Source organism: Pannonibacter sp. XCT-53, from assembly GCF_009915765.1.
In the GTDB taxonomy this organism is placed as follows: domain Bacteria; phylum Pseudomonadota; class Alphaproteobacteria; order Rhizobiales; family Stappiaceae; genus Pannonibacter; species Pannonibacter tanglangensis.
On the sequence record NZ_JAABLQ010000001.1, the window covers coordinates 741,568 to 756,609 of the forward strand.

Annotated in this window: 26 protein-coding genes; all 26 read left to right on the plus strand. The window is 63.3% G+C overall.

All coding sequences use genetic code 11. From position 1 onward, the window contains the following. The first annotated feature begins 30 nt into the window (after window positions 1-30). The 26 genes from GWI72_RS03455 to rplO all read left to right on the plus strand — a co-directional run bounded on the left by GWI72_RS03455 (window position 31) and on the right by rplO (window position 15,034). A complete protein-coding gene (locus GWI72_RS03455; protein WP_348272635.1) occupies window positions 31-330 on the plus strand; it encodes a regulator in 300 nt (99 codons plus the stop codon). 981 nt (window positions 331-1,311) lie between these two features. Beyond that, complete coding sequence (gene rpsL, locus GWI72_RS03460; RefSeq protein ID WP_106755153.1) at window positions 1,312-1,683, plus strand: 30S ribosomal protein S12; 372 nt, start codon at window positions 1,312-1,314, stop codon at window positions 1,681-1,683. A gap of 11 nt (window positions 1,684-1,694) precedes the next feature. Further along, on the plus strand, window positions 1,695-2,165 hold the full coding sequence (gene rpsG / locus GWI72_RS03465; RefSeq protein WP_161675651.1) for a 30S ribosomal protein S7: 471 nt from the start codon (window positions 1,695-1,697) through the stop codon (window positions 2,163-2,165). 21 nt (window positions 2,166-2,186) lie between these two features. Continuing rightward, window positions 2,187-4,262, plus strand: coding sequence for an elongation factor G (fusA, locus tag GWI72_RS03470; protein ID WP_161675652.1), 2,076 nt, complete (start codon window positions 2,187-2,189; stop codon window positions 4,260-4,262). A gap of 48 nt (window positions 4,263-4,310) precedes the next feature. After that, window positions 4,311-5,501, plus strand: coding sequence for an elongation factor Tu (gene tuf, locus GWI72_RS03475; RefSeq protein WP_161675642.1), 1,191 nt, complete (start codon window positions 4,311-4,313; stop codon window positions 5,499-5,501). A gap of 68 nt (window positions 5,502-5,569) precedes the next feature. After that, a complete protein-coding gene (gene rpsJ, locus GWI72_RS03480; RefSeq protein WP_013652482.1) occupies window positions 5,570-5,878 on the plus strand; it encodes a 30S ribosomal protein S10 in 309 nt (102 codons plus the stop codon). A 23-nt stretch (window positions 5,879-5,901) separates the two neighbouring features. Beyond that, window positions 5,902-6,609, plus strand: coding sequence for a 50S ribosomal protein L3 (gene rplC / locus GWI72_RS03485; protein WP_161675653.1), 708 nt, complete (start codon window positions 5,902-5,904; stop codon window positions 6,607-6,609). Beyond that, on the plus strand, window positions 6,609-7,229 hold the full coding sequence (rplD, locus tag GWI72_RS03490) for a 50S ribosomal protein L4 (RefSeq protein WP_161675654.1): 621 nt from the start codon (window positions 6,609-6,611) through the stop codon (window positions 7,227-7,229). The genes rplC and rplD overlap by 1 nt, the downstream gene beginning before the upstream one ends. Beyond that, the gene (locus GWI72_RS03495) at window positions 7,226-7,519 is read left to right on the plus strand and encodes a 50S ribosomal protein L23 (protein ID WP_161675655.1); all 294 of its coding nucleotides are present in this window, start codon (window positions 7,226-7,228) and stop codon (window positions 7,517-7,519) included. The genes rplD and GWI72_RS03495 overlap by 4 nt, the downstream gene beginning before the upstream one ends. 17 nt (window positions 7,520-7,536) lie before the next feature. Then, window positions 7,537-8,370, plus strand: a complete 834-nt coding sequence (gene rplB / locus GWI72_RS03500) for a 50S ribosomal protein L2 (RefSeq protein WP_161675656.1) — start codon at window positions 7,537-7,539, stop codon at window positions 8,368-8,370. A 12-nt stretch (window positions 8,371-8,382) separates the two neighbouring features. Beyond that, window positions 8,383-8,661, plus strand: coding sequence for a 30S ribosomal protein S19 (gene rpsS / locus GWI72_RS03505; protein ID WP_161675657.1), 279 nt, complete (start codon window positions 8,383-8,385; stop codon window positions 8,659-8,661). A 2-nt stretch (window positions 8,662-8,663) separates the two neighbouring features. Next, window positions 8,664-9,044, plus strand: a complete 381-nt coding sequence (gene rplV, locus GWI72_RS03510) for a 50S ribosomal protein L22 (protein ID WP_161675658.1) — start codon at window positions 8,664-8,666, stop codon at window positions 9,042-9,044. After that, on the plus strand, window positions 9,044-9,778 hold the full coding sequence (rpsC, locus tag GWI72_RS03515) for a 30S ribosomal protein S3 (protein ID WP_161675659.1): 735 nt from the start codon (window positions 9,044-9,046) through the stop codon (window positions 9,776-9,778). The genes rplV and rpsC overlap by 1 nt, the downstream gene beginning before the upstream one ends. Before the next feature lie 39 nt (window positions 9,779-9,817). Next, window positions 9,818-10,231 (plus strand): 50S ribosomal protein L16, encoded by a 414-nt coding sequence (gene rplP, locus GWI72_RS03520; protein WP_161675660.1) that lies wholly within the window; start codon window positions 9,818-9,820, stop codon window positions 10,229-10,231. 23 nt (window positions 10,232-10,254) lie between these two features. Beyond that, on the plus strand, window positions 10,255-10,455 hold the full coding sequence (rpmC, locus tag GWI72_RS03525) for a 50S ribosomal protein L29 (RefSeq protein ID WP_161675661.1): 201 nt from the start codon (window positions 10,255-10,257) through the stop codon (window positions 10,453-10,455). Between the two features lie 10 nt (window positions 10,456-10,465). Next, complete coding sequence (gene rpsQ / locus GWI72_RS03530) at window positions 10,466-10,693, plus strand: 30S ribosomal protein S17 (protein WP_161675662.1); 228 nt, start codon at window positions 10,466-10,468, stop codon at window positions 10,691-10,693. A gap of 68 nt (window positions 10,694-10,761) precedes the next feature. Continuing rightward, entirely contained in the window at window positions 10,762-11,130 is a 369-nt protein-coding gene (rplN, locus tag GWI72_RS03535) for a 50S ribosomal protein L14 (RefSeq protein WP_013652493.1), read from the plus strand. Beyond that, window positions 11,130-11,447, plus strand: coding sequence for a 50S ribosomal protein L24 (rplX, locus tag GWI72_RS03540; RefSeq protein WP_161675663.1), 318 nt, complete (start codon window positions 11,130-11,132; stop codon window positions 11,445-11,447). Before rplN ends, rplX begins: the two co-directional genes overlap by 1 nt. Beyond that, a complete protein-coding gene (gene rplE / locus GWI72_RS03545) occupies window positions 11,440-11,997 on the plus strand; it encodes a 50S ribosomal protein L5 (RefSeq protein ID WP_161707870.1) in 558 nt (185 codons plus the stop codon). The genes rplX and rplE overlap by 8 nt, the downstream gene beginning before the upstream one ends. Before the next feature lie 33 nt (window positions 11,998-12,030). Continuing rightward, on the plus strand, window positions 12,031-12,336 hold the full coding sequence (rpsN, locus tag GWI72_RS03550) for a 30S ribosomal protein S14 (protein ID WP_161675665.1): 306 nt from the start codon (window positions 12,031-12,033) through the stop codon (window positions 12,334-12,336). 12 nt (window positions 12,337-12,348) lie between these two features. Beyond that, window positions 12,349-12,747, plus strand: a complete 399-nt coding sequence (rpsH, locus tag GWI72_RS03555) for a 30S ribosomal protein S8 (protein ID WP_161675666.1) — start codon at window positions 12,349-12,351, stop codon at window positions 12,745-12,747. 41 nt (window positions 12,748-12,788) lie between these two features. Further along, complete coding sequence (rplF, locus tag GWI72_RS03560; RefSeq protein ID WP_161675667.1) at window positions 12,789-13,322, plus strand: 50S ribosomal protein L6; 534 nt, start codon at window positions 12,789-12,791, stop codon at window positions 13,320-13,322. Between the two features lie 12 nt (window positions 13,323-13,334). Continuing rightward, window positions 13,335-13,697: a 50S ribosomal protein L18 gene (gene rplR, locus GWI72_RS03565; RefSeq protein ID WP_161675668.1), complete on the plus strand. Its 363-nt coding sequence runs from the start codon at window positions 13,335-13,337 to the stop codon at window positions 13,695-13,697. A gap of 41 nt (window positions 13,698-13,738) precedes the next feature. Then, window positions 13,739-14,308, plus strand: a complete 570-nt coding sequence (gene rpsE / locus GWI72_RS03570; protein WP_161675669.1) for a 30S ribosomal protein S5 — start codon at window positions 13,739-13,741, stop codon at window positions 14,306-14,308. A 41-nt stretch (window positions 14,309-14,349) separates the two neighbouring features. Continuing rightward, window positions 14,350-14,544 carry a 50S ribosomal protein L30 gene (gene rpmD, locus GWI72_RS03575; RefSeq protein WP_161675670.1) on the plus strand — a complete coding sequence of 65 codons (195 nt, stop codon included), beginning with the start codon at window positions 14,350-14,352 and terminating at the stop codon, window positions 14,542-14,544. A 19-nt stretch (window positions 14,545-14,563) separates the two neighbouring features. Then, window positions 14,564-15,034 carry a 50S ribosomal protein L15 gene (gene rplO / locus GWI72_RS03580; protein ID WP_161675671.1) on the plus strand — a complete coding sequence of 157 codons (471 nt, stop codon included), beginning with the start codon at window positions 14,564-14,566 and terminating at the stop codon, window positions 15,032-15,034. Window positions 15,035-15,042: the final 8 nt, after the last annotated feature.

Sequence of the window (15,042 nt, forward strand, 5' to 3'; positions counted from 1 at the left end):
CTTTTCGTTTCGAGCAGCAAGGAGGCCGTGATGGCCATGAATGACAATGACGAGGGCGACGCGCCCTTCGTGTTTATTGTGGTTGGCCGCGTCTGGGAGGACAGCGAGGGGGCGCCCCAGGACGCCATTCCCGTGCACGTGCTGCTGGCGCGTCCGGACGAGGAAACGGCTGTCCAGGCGACGCTGGAAGCGCTGTCGCTCAACAACTACGCGCTGGCCGAACTTGACCAGATCGGCGTGCTGGATGGCGAGCCCGATGATCCGACCTACGAGGACGCCTACCAGGACGCCCTCGAGGGCAATGTGGCGGTGATTGCCTTCCGGTCCTGACGCCGGATCGCGGATGCCCCGTTTCGTCCCTGCAAGGCCCTGCCGACCCCGGCGGGGCCTTTTCCGTTCCGGGGGCCGATCGGGGGCCGCGTGGCAGATCCGGTGAGGGGCGGTCTGGCGTTCCACAGTGACAGGCGCGGACGGCGGAGAGCAGGGAGAGGAGAGAAGAGGATAGGTGAGGAGAGGAGAGGAGAGGAGAGGAGAGGAGAGGAGAGGAGAGGAGAGGAGAGGAGAGGAGAGGAGAGGAGAGGCGTGTGCGCAGGCCGCGCGGGGCCCCTGGCGCCGGCAGGGAGGGACCGCAGGTGTGACGCCGCCGTTGGACGGACGCGCCGCCGACGCCACGACTGGGAGGATGCGCGCGGCGGGACGCCGGGACAGGGGCTGGCCGTGAATCAGGTCCTGCACGCGGACAGCGAATCCGTCCTTCGAGACTCAGGCGTCGTTAACCGACAAAGCGAAAACAGGGGCGGGAATCAGCGCGCTGCCACGCGTCGGAGGCGAATCCGGCTTAACGAATTGCCCGCCCCGAGTGCATGCGGGACTTGCGCCAGGCGCAGGACAACGATCGTCAGGGACAGAAAGTTGCGTGAAACAGGGTCAAACTTGGCCAAAATGCCCCTTTGTGACGGAGTTCGCCGGGAGGAGCCCGGCTTTGTCCGGGCAGGGGCGCGAACCCAAGGATTCCCCGAGATTTCCCTTGACGTGAGGGCGGTCCGTCGGTAGGTTCCGCGCATCCCGATGGCAGGCGGTAAGTCCTGATGCGTTCCAGCGGTCCACGCAGGAACCTGAAAACTTAAACGCTGCCGGGTTCAAAGGCGAATACGCGTCGATTGCATGACCGCGGTTAAACTCGTGGTCCTCTGGTTTTCGCAGCGCCTCCCATGTCGGTCGACATGGCTGAGGCGCGATTCCGTTTGGGCGGAATCTGCGCAAATCAGGGTTGCAGATGAATTTTTGGATGGCAGAGGTAAAGGGCACAGAATGCCGACCATCAACCAGCTGATCCGCAAGCCGCGGAAGGACCCGCCGAAGCGGAACAAGGTGCCGGCCATGCAGGCCTGCCCGCAGAAGCGCGGCGTTTGCACCCGCGTTTACACCACGACGCCGAAGAAGCCGAACTCGGCGCTTCGTAAGGTCGCCAAGGTGCGTCTGACCAACGGCTTTGAAGTCATCGGTTACATCCCGGGCGAAGGCCACAACCTGCAGGAACACTCCGTGGTGATGATCCGCGGCGGCCGCGTCAAGGACTTGCCGGGCGTGCGCTACCACATCATCCGCGGTGTGCTCGACACGCAGGGCGTCAAGAATCGTAAGCAGCGCCGGTCGAAGTACGGCGCGAAGCGGCCGAAGTAAGGAGCGCTTAGATGTCCCGTCGTCATCGCGCCGAGAAGCGTGAGATCAATCCGGACCCGAAGTTCGGTGACATCATCGTCACGAAGTTCATGAACTCCATCATGTATGATGGCAAGAAGTCGACCGCCGAGCGCATCGTTTATGGCGCGTTCGACGTGATCGAGAAGAAGGCCCGCGTGAACCCGCTCGAGGTGTTCCATGCCGCTCTCGAGAACGTGATGCCGCAGGTGGAAGTCCGTTCCCGCCGCGTCGGTGGTGCGACCTACCAGGTTCCGGTCGAAGTCCGCGCTGACCGTCGTCAGGCGCTGGCCATCCGCTGGCTCATCACCGCGGCCCGCAACCGCAACGAGACCACCATGGTCGACCGTCTGTCGGGCGAAGTGCTCGATGCGGCCAACAACCGCGGCTCGGCCGTGAAGAAGCGCGAAGACACGCACCGCATGGCGGACGCGAACCGCGCCTTCTCGCACTACCGCTGGTAATCCTAGTAAAGGGCTGACGACATGTCTCGCACGCACAAGATCGAGGACTACCGCAACTTCGGCATCATGGCGCACATCGATGCCGGCAAGACCACGACCACCGAGCGCATCCTGTACTACACGGGTAAGAGCCACAAGATCGGTGAAGTCCATGACGGCGCTGCCACCATGGACTGGATGGAGCAGGAACAGGAACGCGGCATCACGATCACGTCCGCCGCGACCACCGCTTTCTGGAACGAGAAGCGCCTGAACATCATCGACACCCCGGGTCACGTGGACTTCACCATCGAGGTGGAGCGCTCGCTGCGCGTGCTTGACGGTGCCGTCGCCCTGCTGGACGCCAACGCCGGCGTCGAGCCCCAGACCGAGACCGTGTGGCGCCAGGCGGACAAGTACCGCGTGCCGCGCATGATCTTCGTCAACAAGATGGACAAGCTCGGTGCGGACTTCTACCGCTGCGTCGAGATGGTCAAGACCCGTCTGGGTGCCAAGGCCCTGTGCCTGCAGATCCCGGTCGGCGCCGAGAACGAGTTCGCCGGCGTTGTCGACCTGATCAAGATGAAGGCGCTGATCTGGCGCGACGAGACCCTGGGCGCTGCCTGGGACGAAGTCGAGATCCCGGCTGACCTGGTCGACAAGGCCCAGGAATTCCGTGACGCCATGATCGAGACGGCCGTCGAAGTCGACGAAGCCGCGATGGAAGCCTACCTCGAGGGCAACGAGCCGGACGCCGAGACGCTGAAGGCCCTGATCCGCAAGGGCACCATTCGGGGCGAATTCGTTCCGATCTTCGCTGGCTCGGCTTTCAAGAACAAGGGCGTTCAGCCGCTGCTCGACGGCGTGGTGGACTACCTGCCGAGCCCGGTCGACGTTCCGGCCATCAAGGGCATCGACCCGAAGACCGAGGGTGAGATCACCCGCACGTCCGGCGACGAAGAGCCCCTGTCCATGCTGGCGTTCAAGATCATGAACGACCCGTTCGTCGGCTCGCTCACCTTCTGCCGCATCTACTCGGGCGTTCTGAGCAAGGGCACGTCCCTGCAGAACACCGTGAAGGACAAGAAGGAACGCGTTGGCCGCATGATGCAGATGCACGCCAACAGCCGTGAGGACATCGAGATCGCCTACGCCGGCGACATCGTTGCCATCGCGGGCCTCAAGGACACCACCACGGGCGACACCCTGTGTGACCCGAACAAGCCGGTGATCCTCGAGCGCATGGAGTTCCCGGAGCCGGTGATCGAGATCGCTGTCGAGCCGAAGACCAAGGGCGACCAGGAAAAGATGGGCCTCGCGCTCAACCGCCTGGCGGCCGAGGATCCGTCCTTCCGCGTCAAGACCGACGAGGAAAGCGGCCAGACGATCATCGCCGGCATGGGCGAACTGCACCTAGACATCATCGTCGACCGCATGCGTCGCGAGTTCAAGGTGGAGGCGAACATCGGTGCGCCGCAGGTGGCCTATCGCGAGACGATCACCCGCCGCGCCGAGATCGACTACACCCACAAGAAGCAGACCGGTGGTACCGGCCAGTTCGCCCGCGTCAAGCTGGTGATCGAGCCGAACGAGGTTGGCAGCGGGTACAAGTTCGAGAGCCAGATCGTTGGTGGTTCGGTTCCGAAGGAATACATCCCGGGCGTCACCAAGGGTATCGAGAGCGTCATGTCCTCGGGTCCGCTGGCCGGATTCCCGATGGTCGACATCAAGGCGACCCTCACCGACGGTGCCTACCACGATGTGGACTCCTCGGTTCTCGCCTTCGAAATCGCCGCTCGCGCCGGTTTCCGTGAAGCGATCGCCAAGGCTGCTCCGAAGCTCCTCGAGCCGATCATGAAGGTCGAGGTCGTGACCCCGGCGGACTACATGGGCGACGTGATCGGCGACCTGAACTCCCGCCGTGGCCAGATCAACGGCACCGAAGACCGCGGTGTCGTCACCGCGATCACCGCGATGGTGCCGCTGGCCAACATGTTCGGCTACGTGAACAACCTGCGCTCGATGTCGCAGGGTCGTGCACAGTACTCGATGGTGTTCGATCACTACGAGCAGGTGCCGCAGGCCGTGGCAGACCAGGTTCAGGCGAAGTACGCCTGAACCAAGTCACCGTCCTTAAACAAGAATTAGAGAAAGCGGAGAAATCCGATGGCAAAAGAAAAGTTTGAGCGCACGAAGCCGCACGTGAACATTGGCACGATCGGCCACGTTGACCACGGCAAGACGACGCTGACCGCAGCGATCACGATGACGCTGGCGGAAGTCGGCGGCGCTGTCGCCAAGGCCTATGACCAGATCGACGCCGCGCCGGAAGAGAAGGCCCGCGGCATCACGATCTCGACCGCCCACGTCGAGTACGAGACGGCCAACCGTCACTACGCCCACGTGGACTGCCCGGGTCACGCCGACTACGTGAAGAACATGATCACCGGTGCCGCCCAGATGGACGGCGCGATCCTGGTGTGCTCGGCCGCTGACGGCCCGATGCCGCAGACCCGCGAGCACATCCTGCTCGCCCGTCAGGTCGGCGTGCCGGCTCTGGTGGTGTTCATGAACAAGGTCGACCAGGTCGACGACGAAGAGCTTCTGGACCTCGTGGAGATGGAGCTGCGCGAGCTGCTGTCGTCCTACGACTTCCCGGGCGACGACATTCCGATCGTCAAGGGCTCGGCCCTGGCGGCTGTCGAGAACCGCGATGCGGCGATCGGCCGTGACGCGATCCGCGCCCTGATGGACGCTGTCGACGCCTACATCCCGACCCCGGAGCGTCCGATCGACCAGCCGTTCCTGATGCCGATCGAAGACGTGTTCTCGATCTCCGGCCGTGGCACCGTGGTGACCGGTCGCGTCGAGCGCGGCATCGTGAAGGTTGGCGAGGAAGTCGAGATCGTCGGCATCCGCGACACCAAGAAGACGACCGTGACGGGCGTCGAGATGTTCCGCAAGCTCCTGGACCAGGGCCAGGCTGGCGACAACATCGGCGCGCTGATCCGCGGCATCGGCCGTGAGGACGTTGAGCGTGGCCAGGTCCTGTGCAAGCCGGGTACGGTGAAGCCGCACAAGAAGTTCAAGGCCGAAGCCTACATCCTGACCAAGGAAGAAGGCGGCCGTCACACGCCGTTCTTCACGAACTATCGTCCGCAGTTCTACTTCCGCACGACCGACGTGACGGGCATCGTGGAACTGCCGGAAGGCACCGAGATGGTGATGCCGGGTGACAACATCTCCGTCACCGTGTCGCTGATCGTGCCGATCGCCATGGAAGAAGGCCTGCGCTTCGCCATCCGCGAAGGCGGCCGCACCGTCGGCGCCGGCGTCGTTGCCTCCATCATCGAGTAAGTGGCTTGGTTCTCGGCCCTCCGCTGAGGTGCGGAGGGCAGGGGACCAGCCTAATCGGGAAATCTGAAATGAACGGTCAGAATATCCGGATCCGCCTCAAGGCATTCGATCACCGTATTCTTGATGCTTCCACCCGGGAGATCGTGAACACGGCGAAGCGGACCGGTGCGCAGGTGCGGGGACCCGTGCCGCTGCCGACGCGGATCGAGAAGTACACCGTGCTTCGCGGCCCGCATATCGACAAGAAAAGCCGCGATCAGTTCGAGATGCGCACGCACAAGCGCCTTCTCGACATCGTCGATCCGACCCCGCAGACGGTCGATGCTCTCATGAAGCTCGATCTCGCGGCCGGTGTCGACGTCGAGATCAAGCTCTGAGTCGGATCGAAGGGGATACGCCAATGCGTTCTGGAGTGATCGCTCAGAAGGTGGGCATGACGCGCATCTATAATGATGCCGGCGAGCATGTTCCGGTCACTGTGTTGCGGCTGGAAAATTGCCAGGTCGTTGCTCACCGCACTGACGAAAAGAACGGCTACACCGCGCTGCAGCTCGGCGCTGGTGCTGCCAAGGTCAAGAACACGCCGAAGGCGATGCGCGGTCATTTTGCCGTCGCCAAGGTCGAGCCGAAGCGCACGCTCGCCGAATTCCGCGTCAGCCAGGGCAACCTGATTGACGTCGGCGCCGAGATCACCGCTGACCACTATGTCGCAGGCCAGTTCGTCGACGTGACGGGCACCTCGATCGGTAAGGGCTTTGCCGGTGTCATGAAGCGCCACAACTTCGGTGGTGGCCGCGCTTCGCACGGTAACTCGGTGTCCCACCGCTCGCACGGTTCGACCGGCCAGCGTCAGGACCCGGGCAAGGTGTTCAAGGGCAAGAAGATGGCTGGTCACATGGGCGATGTCCGCGTGACCACGCAGAACCTCAAGGTTGTCCGCACGGACGTGGAGCGCGGCCTCATCATGGTCGAGGGCTCCGTCCCGGGCGCGAAGGGCGGCTGGATCCTGGTTCGCGACGCCGTCAAGAAGGCGCTGCCGGAAGGCGTGCCGGTTCCGGGCGCGTTCCGGACCGTCGACGCGGCAGCCACGGTCAAGGAGAGTGAGTGATGGAACTTGAGGTCAAAACCCTCGAAGGTTCGGCCGCCGGTTCGATCACGGTGTCGGACGAGATCTTCGGTCTCGAGCCGCGCACGGATCTGATCCACCGCGTCGTTCGCTGGCAGCTTGCCAAGCGTCAGGCCGGGACCCACAAGGCGAAGGGCCGCTCGGAAGTGTCTGGCACCACGAAGAAGTTCGTGCGCCAGAAGGGCTCGGGCGGTGCGCGTCACGGCAACCGCAAGGCGCCGCAGTTCCGCGGTGGTGGCAAGGCGTTCGGTCCGGTCGTCCGTGACCACGCCCATGACCTGCCGAAGAAGGTGCGCGCCCTGGGTCTCGCCCATGCGCTGTCGTCCAAGGTGAAGGCCGGTTCGCTGATCGTCGTCGAGGATGCCAAGGCCGCTGAGGCCAAGACCAAGATGCTGAAGGAAAAGTTCGGCAAGCTGGGTCTGGCGAACGCCCTGATCATCGACGGTGCCGAGCTGGATGCGAACTTCGCGCTTGCCGCCCGCAACATCCCGTCGATCGACGTGCTGCCGGTTCAGGGCATCAACGTCTACGACGTCCTGCGTCGCAACACCCTGGTCCTGACCAAGGCTGCGGTGTCGGCCATCGAGGAGCGCTTCAAATGAGCAAGATCGCTCACTACGACAAGATCGTCAGCCCGGTGATCACCGAGAAGGCGACCATGGCTGCCGAGCAGAACAAGGTGGTCTTCAAGGTCGCCCAGTCGGCGACCAAGCCGGAAATCAAGGCAGCGGTCGAAGCCCTGTTCGGGGTCAAGGTCACTGCGGTGAACACTCTGGTCCGCAAGGGCAAGCTGAAGCGCTTCCGTGGCCGTCTCGGCCAGCAGTCTGACGTCAAGAAGGCTGTCGTGACGCTTGCCGAAGGTCAGTCGATCGACGTGACCACCGGGCTCTGAGGCGGGGACAGGAAACAATGGCACTTAAGACCTTCAACCCCACGTCCCCGGGCCGGCGCCAGCTGGTTCAGGTGGACCGCGCCGACCTCTGGAAGGGCAAGCCGGTCAAGACCCTGACCGAAGGCCTGAACAAGACCGGTGGCCGCAACAACCTGGGCCGTCTCACCGCCCGCAACGTCGGTGGTGGTCACAAGCGCAGCTACCGTCTGGTGGACTTCAAGCGTCGCAAGTTCGACGTTCCGGCCACCGTCGAGCGGCTCGAGTATGACCCGAACCGCACCGCCTTCATCGCCCTGATCCGCTATGCGGACGGCGAGCTGGCCTACATCCTGGCGCCGCAGCGTCTGGCAGCCGGCGACACCGTCGTCTCCGGTCAGTCCGTCGACGTGAAGCCGGGCAACGCGATGCCGCTGGCCTCGATCCCGGTGGGCACGATCGTGCACAACGTCGAGCTGAAGCCGGGCAAGGGCGGTCAGATCGCCCGTTCCGCCGGTGCCTTCGTGCAGATCGTCGGTCGCGACCAGGGCTACACCGTGCTGCGCCTGATGTCGGGCGAACAGCGCCGCGTGCTGGGCACCTGCATGGCCTCCATCGGTGCCGTGTCCAACCCGGACCACGGCAACATCAACCTCGGCAAGGCTGGTCGTTCCCGCTGGCTTGGCATTCGTCCGCACACCCGCGGTGTTGCCATGAACCCGGTCGACCATCCGCACGGTGGTGGTGAAGGCCGTACCTCCGGTGGCCGTCATCCGGTTACCCCGTGGGGTAAGCCGACCAAGGGCAAGCGCACGCGTCGCAACAAGTCTACGGCGAAGTTCATCGTTCGTAGCCGTCATGCGCGCAAGAGTTAAGAGGTACGGATCGTGACACGTTCGATCTGGAAAGGTCCGTTTGTCGACGGGTATCTGCTGAAGAAGGCGGACAAGGTTCGTGAGTCCGGCCGCAACGAGGTCATCAAGACCTGGAGCCGCCGTTCGACCATCCTTCCGCAGTTCGTTGGCCTGACGTTCGGCGTTTACAACGGGCAGAAGCACATCCCGGTGCTGGTGTCTGAAGAGATGATCGGCCAGAAGTTCGGCGAGTTCTCGCCGACCCGGACCTACTACGGTCATGGCGCCGACAAGAAGGCGAAGAGGAAGTAACGATGGGCAAGCCGAAGCGTGAGCGGACGCTCGCCGACAACGAGGCCAAGGCGATCGCACGCATGCTGCGCGTGTCGCCGCAGAAGCTGAACCTCGTGGCGGCTGCGATCCGCGGCAAGAAGGTCGGTTCCGCACTCGCGGACCTGACGTTCTCCCGCAAGCGCATCGCCGGCGACGTCAAGAAGACCTTGATGTCGGCGATTGCGAATGCCGAGAACAACCACGACCTGGACGTGGACCGTCTGGTGGTCGCCGAAGCCCATGTGGGCAAGGCGTTCGTCATCAAGCGCTTCCACGCCCGCGCTCGCGGCCGTGCTGGCCGGATCGAGAAGCCGTTCTCGAACCTGACCATCGTTGTCCGTGAAGTCGAGGAGACTGCCTGATGGGACACAAAGTTAACCCGATCGGCATGCGCCTCGGGATCAACCGCACCTGGGATTCGCGCTGGTACGCCAACAAGGGCGAATACGGCAAGCTGCTGCATGAGGACTTCCGCATCCGCGAATACCTCATGACCGAGCTGAAGCAGGCGGCGGTGTCCAAGATCGTCATCGAGCGCCCGCACAAGAAGTGCCGCGTCACCATCCACTCCGGTCGTCCGGGCGTGGTGATCGGCAAGAAGGGTGCGGACATCGAGAAGCTGCGCAAGAAGCTTGCCTCGATCACCGACGCCGAAGTGCACATCAACATTGTTGAAGTGCGCAAGCCGGAAATCGACGCGAACCTGGTGGCTGCCTCCATCGCCCAGCAGCTGGAGCGCCGCGTGGCGTTCCGCCGTGCGATGAAGCGCGCCGTCCAGTCTGCGATGCGCCTCGGCGCCCAGGGCATCCGCATCAACTGCGGCGGTCGTCTGGGCGGTGCGGAAATCGCCCGTCTGGAGTGGTATCGTGAAGGCCGTGTGCCGCTGCACACCTTGCGCGCCGACATCGATTATGGCACAGCGACTGCCCACACCGCCTATGGCGCCTGCGGCGTCAAGGTCTGGATCTTCAAGGGTGAGATCCTCGAGCACGATCCGATGGCGTCTGAGCGCCGGGCGAACGACAGCTCGGATGCGAATCAGAGTGATCGCGGCCCGCGCCGTGATCGTGATCGGGGTCGCGAGCGCGCTGCCTGATAAGGCAGCGTTGCATCGCCAGGAAACGAGAGAAAAACGATGCTGCAACCGAAGCGAACGAAGTTCCGCAAGCAGCACAAGGGCCGCATCCATGGCCTCGCGAAGGGCGGGACTGACCTGAACTTCGGCGAGTTCGGCCTCAAGGCCTTGGAGCCGGAGCGTGTTACCGCGCGCCAGATCGAGGCAGCCCGTCGTGCCATCACCCGCTACATGAAGCGTGCGGGTCGCGTGTGGATCCGGATTTTCCCGGACGTCCCTGTGTCCTCCAAGCCGGCGGAAGTCCGCATGGGTAAGGGTAAGGGTGCTCCGGACTACTGGGCCTGCCGTGTGAAGCCGGGCCGTATCATGTTCGAGATCGACGGTGTGTCCGAAGAAATCGCACGTGAGGCCATGCGTCTTGGCGCTGCCAAGCTGCCGATCAAGTGCCGGTTCATCCAGCGGATCGCCGAGTAAGGCCGTCGAGGAGATATTGAGCCATGAAGGCAAATGATGTAAGGGCCAAGACCCTCGACGAGCTCCGCACGGAGCTCGAAGCCCTCAAGAAGGAGCAGTTCAACCTGCGCTTCCAGAAGGCAACGGGTCAGCTCGAGAACACCGGTCGCGTCCGGCAGATCCGCCGTGACATTGCCCGGATCCAGACGATCATGCGCGAGAAGCGCGTGGGCGCAAGCGCGTAAGGAGACGACAATGCCGAAACGCATCCTGCAGGGCACCGTTGTCAGCAACGCGAATGACAAGACGGTGACGGTGAAGGTGGAGCGTCGCTTCACGCACCCGCTGTTGAAGAAGACCGTCCGCCGCTCGAAGAAGTATCGGGCGCATGACGAGAACAACCAGTGCCAGGTTGGCGACACCGTTCAGATCGAAGAGTGCGCGCCGATCTCGAAGATGAAGCGTTGGACCGTGGTCAGCTGACCACGGGCCTGTTTGAGCATCCGGCGCCCGTGGCAGGAGCGTCGTGGATAGAATAAGGCGGCCAAGTCATGATTCAGATGCAAACAAACCTCGACGTGGCGGATAATTCCGGCGCCCGTCGTGTCATGTGCATCAAGGTGCTCGGCGGCTCGAAGCGGAAGTATGCCCGCGTTGGCGACATCATCGTCGTCAGCATCAAGGAAGCTATTCCGCGCGGCCGCGTCAAGAAGGGCGACGTGATGAAGGCGGTCGTCGTGCGTACGGCGAAGGACATTCGTCGTCCCGACGGCAGCGTGATCCGGTTCGATCGCAACGCGGCGGTCCTGGTCAACAACAACAAGGAGCCGATCGGCACCCGTATCTTTGGGCCGGTGCCGCGCGAGCTCCGTGCAAAGAACCACATGAAGATCATTTCGCTCGCGCCGGAGGTGCTCTGATGGCTGCGAAAATTAAAAAAGGCGACACGGTTGTCGTGCTCGCCGGTCGTGACAAGGGCAAGACCGGCGTCGTGCTGCAGATGCTGCCGAGCGACAACAAGGCCCTGGTGCGCGGCGTGAACGTCGTTCGCCGCCATCAGCGCCAGACGCAGACCCAGGAAGCAGGCATCGTGGCCAAGGAAGCCCCGATCCACCTGTCCAACCTGGCGGTTGCCGATCCGAAGGACGGCAAGCCGACCCGCGTCGGGTTCAAGGTTCTGGAAGATGGCCGTAAGGTCCGTGTGGCCAAGCGTTCGGGAGACCTGATCGATGGCTGAGACCAACTACGTGCCGCGGCTGAGGACGCACTACGAGACCGTCGTGCGCAAGCAGCTGCAGGAAAAGTTCAACTACCAGAACCCGATGCAGATCCCGGGTCTCGAGAAGATCGTCCTGAACATGGGCGTCGGCGAGGCCGTCGGTGACAGCAAGAAGGTCAAGATCGCGGCGGAAGACCTGGCGCTCATCGCCGGCCAGAAGCCGGTGATCACCAAGGCGACCAAGTCCATCGCGACCTTCAAGGTCCGTGAGGGCATGCCGCTCGGGACCAAGGTCACCCTGCGCCGGGCGCAGATGTTCGAGTTCCTGGATCGGCTGATCACCATCGCGCTGCCGCGCGTGCGTGACTTCCGGGGCCTGAACCCGAAGAGCTTCGATGGTCGCGGCAACTACGCCATGGGCATCAAGGAACACATCGTGTTCCCCGAGATCGAGTACGACAAGGTCGACCAGATCTGGGGCATGGACATCGTGGTCTGCACGAGTGCCCAGACCGATGACGAAGCGCGCGAGCTGCTGCGCGCGTTCAACTTCCCGTTCCGCAAGTAACGCGGACATACGGGAAAGGAACGAGGAACAACGATGGCGAAGAAGAGCGCGATCGAGAAGAACAAGCGGCGCGAACGTCTTGTGAAGAAGTATGCCGCCAAGCGTGCAGCTCTCAAGGCTAAGGCCAACGACGAGACCCTGTCTCTGGAAGACCGTTTCGCGGCACGTCTGCAGCTTGCTGCCCTGCCGCGCAACTCGGCTCCGAGCCGTATCCGGAACCGGTGCGAAGTCACCGGCCGTCCGCGCGGCTTCTATCGGAAGCTGAAGATGTCGCGCGTTGCGCTGCGTGAACTGGGCTCCCTGGGCAAGATCCCGGGCCTGGTCAAGTCGAGCTGGTAAGGAGAGGCTGCGATGGCGATTTCCGATCCGTTGGGTGACATGATCACCCGCATCCGGAATGCGCAGATGCGCGGCAAGAGCAAGGTTTCCACGCCGAACTCTAAGCTGCGCCAGCATGTACTTGATGTCCTGGCCAAGGAAGGGTACATCCGGGGTTATTCGACGGTCGAATTCGAGGGCGGCAAGTCCGAGCTCGAGATCGAACTCAAGTACTTCGACGGCCAGCCGGTCATCCGCGAGATCGAGCGGATTTCCAAGCCGGGCCGCCGGGTGTACTCGTCGGTGAAGAACATCCCGCACGTGGCAAATGGCCTGGGCGTGTCGATCCTGTCGACTCCGCGCGGTGTCATGGCTGACCATCAGGCGCGGGAAGAAAATGTTGGTGGCGAGGTTCTCTGCCGCGTCTTCTGACGCGGCGGGGTAATCCTATTGTTTGTGACAAGGTTGATCAGATGTCTCGCATTGGCAAGAAGCCAGTCCCCGTGCCGAGCGGGGTAACGGCAACGATCAACGGCCGCACGATCGAGGTCAAGGGCCCGAAGGGACAGCTGTCCCTCGTGCTCAACGACAACGTGACGGCCGAAGTGAATGAGGGCGGCATCAGCGTGCAGCCCGTGAGCAAGACCCAGACCGCGCGTGCCATGTGGGGCATGTCGCGGACCATGGTCCAGAACCTGGTGACCGGTGTGAGCCAGGGCTTCGAGCGCAAGCTCGAGATCACCGGTGTGGGTTATCGTGCGCAGGTCCAGGGCAGCAATCTTCAGCTGGCTCTCGGCTATTCGCATGACGTGGTCTACGAGATCCCGGCCGGCATTGAAATCAAGTGCCCCAAGCCGACGGAAATCCTCATCTCCGGCATCGACAAGCAGGTGGTGGGTCAGGTCGCGGCGAATATCCGTGAGTATCGTGGTCCCGAGCCGTACAAGGGCAAGGGTATCCGCTATGCGGGCGAGTACATCGTTCGCAAAGAAGGCAAGAAGAAGTAACGGAACCGGATCATGGCGAACAGCAAAATTGCTTTCGAGCGTCGTCGCGATCGTGTGCGCCGTTCGATCAAGAAGGTCGCGAACGGTCGTCCGCGTCTCTCTGTATTCCGGTCGTCGAAGCAGATCTATGCCCAGATCATCGACGATCAGAAGGGGCACACCATTGCCTCGGCTTCTACGATCGAAAAGGATCTGCGGAGCAGCCTGAAGACGGGCGCCGACGTGTCAGCTGCGGCTGCTGTCGGCAAGCTTGTCGCCGAGCGCGCACTCGCCGCTGGCGTCAAGCAGGTCGTGTTCGACCGTGGCGGGTACCAGTATCACGGGCGCGTCAAGGCGCTCGCTGATGCGGCCCGCGAGGGCGGACTTGAATTCTGACCAGCGCCCGTTGGCGCTCTGAAGAACGGAAGACAAATACAATGGCGAGACAGGACATGCGGGAGCGCGATCGCGAAGAGCGCGACAGCGAATTCGTCGACAAGCTCGTGCACATCAACCGCGTCGCGAAGGTGGTCAAGGGTGGCCGCCGGTTCGGCTTTGCCGCGCTCGTCGTCGTCGGTGACCAGAAGGGCCGCGTTGGCTTCGGTCATGGCAAGGCACGTGAAGTGCCGGAAGCCATCCGCAAGGCAACCGAGGCAGCCAAGCGTGCCATGGTGCGCGTGCCGCTGCGCGAAGGCCGGACCCTGCATCATGACGTCGAAGGCCGTCACGGTGCCGGCAAGGTGATCCTGCGTGCGGCTCCGGCCGGTACCGGGATCATCGCCGGTGGCCCGATGCGCGCCGTCTTCGAGACGCTCGGCGTGCAGGACGTTGTGGCGAAGTCGCTGGGGTCCTCCAACCCCTACAACATGGTGCGTGCCACCTTTGACGCCCTGACCCGCGAAGACAGCCCGCGCTCCGTCGCGGCCCGTCGCGGTCTGAAGGTGTCGGTGATCCAGGCGCGTCGCCGTGACAACGATGACACGGTGGCGGCCGGCGCCGAGGCTTGATCCTCGGCGCTCCGCTCACCAAGTGAACGAGGGGTAGTTCCATGGCGAACACCAAAAAGACCATTACGGTCGAACAGATCGGCAGCCCGATCCGCCGTCCGGCGGATCAGCGGGCAACCCTGATCGGTCTCGGCCTGAACAAGATGCACCGCCGTTCGACGCTGGAAGACACCCCAGCGGTTCGCGGCATGATCCACAAGGTCCAGCACCTGGTCCGCGTCGTCGACGAAGCGTGATAGGGCAGGAGACAGATCAATGAACCTCAATGATCTTCGGGATAATCCCGGCGCCACCAAGAACCGCACCCGCGTCGGTCGCGGTATCGGTTCCGGCAAGGGCAAGACCGGTGGCCGCGGCGTCAAGGGCCAGAAGTCCCGCTCCGGCGTGGCGATCAAGGGCTTTGAAGGCGGTCAGATGCCGCTGCATCGGCGCCTGCCGAAGCGTGGCTTCACCAACATCTTCGCCAAGGACTTCAACATCGTCTCGCTCGGCCGTGTCCAGCAGGCGATTGACGAAGGCAAGCTGGATGCCAAGGCGGTCGTGACCGTCGAGGCGCTGAAGGCTGCCGGCGTGCTGAAGCGCCTGCGCGACGGCGTCCGTCTGCTGGCCGATGGCGAGCTGAAGGCTGCCGTGTCCTTCGAGATCGCTGGCGCGTCCAAGTCGGCGATCGAAGCGGTCGAAAAGGCCGGCGGCAAGGTTGTCGTTCTCGGAGCTCAGGCCGAATAGGCCTGGGC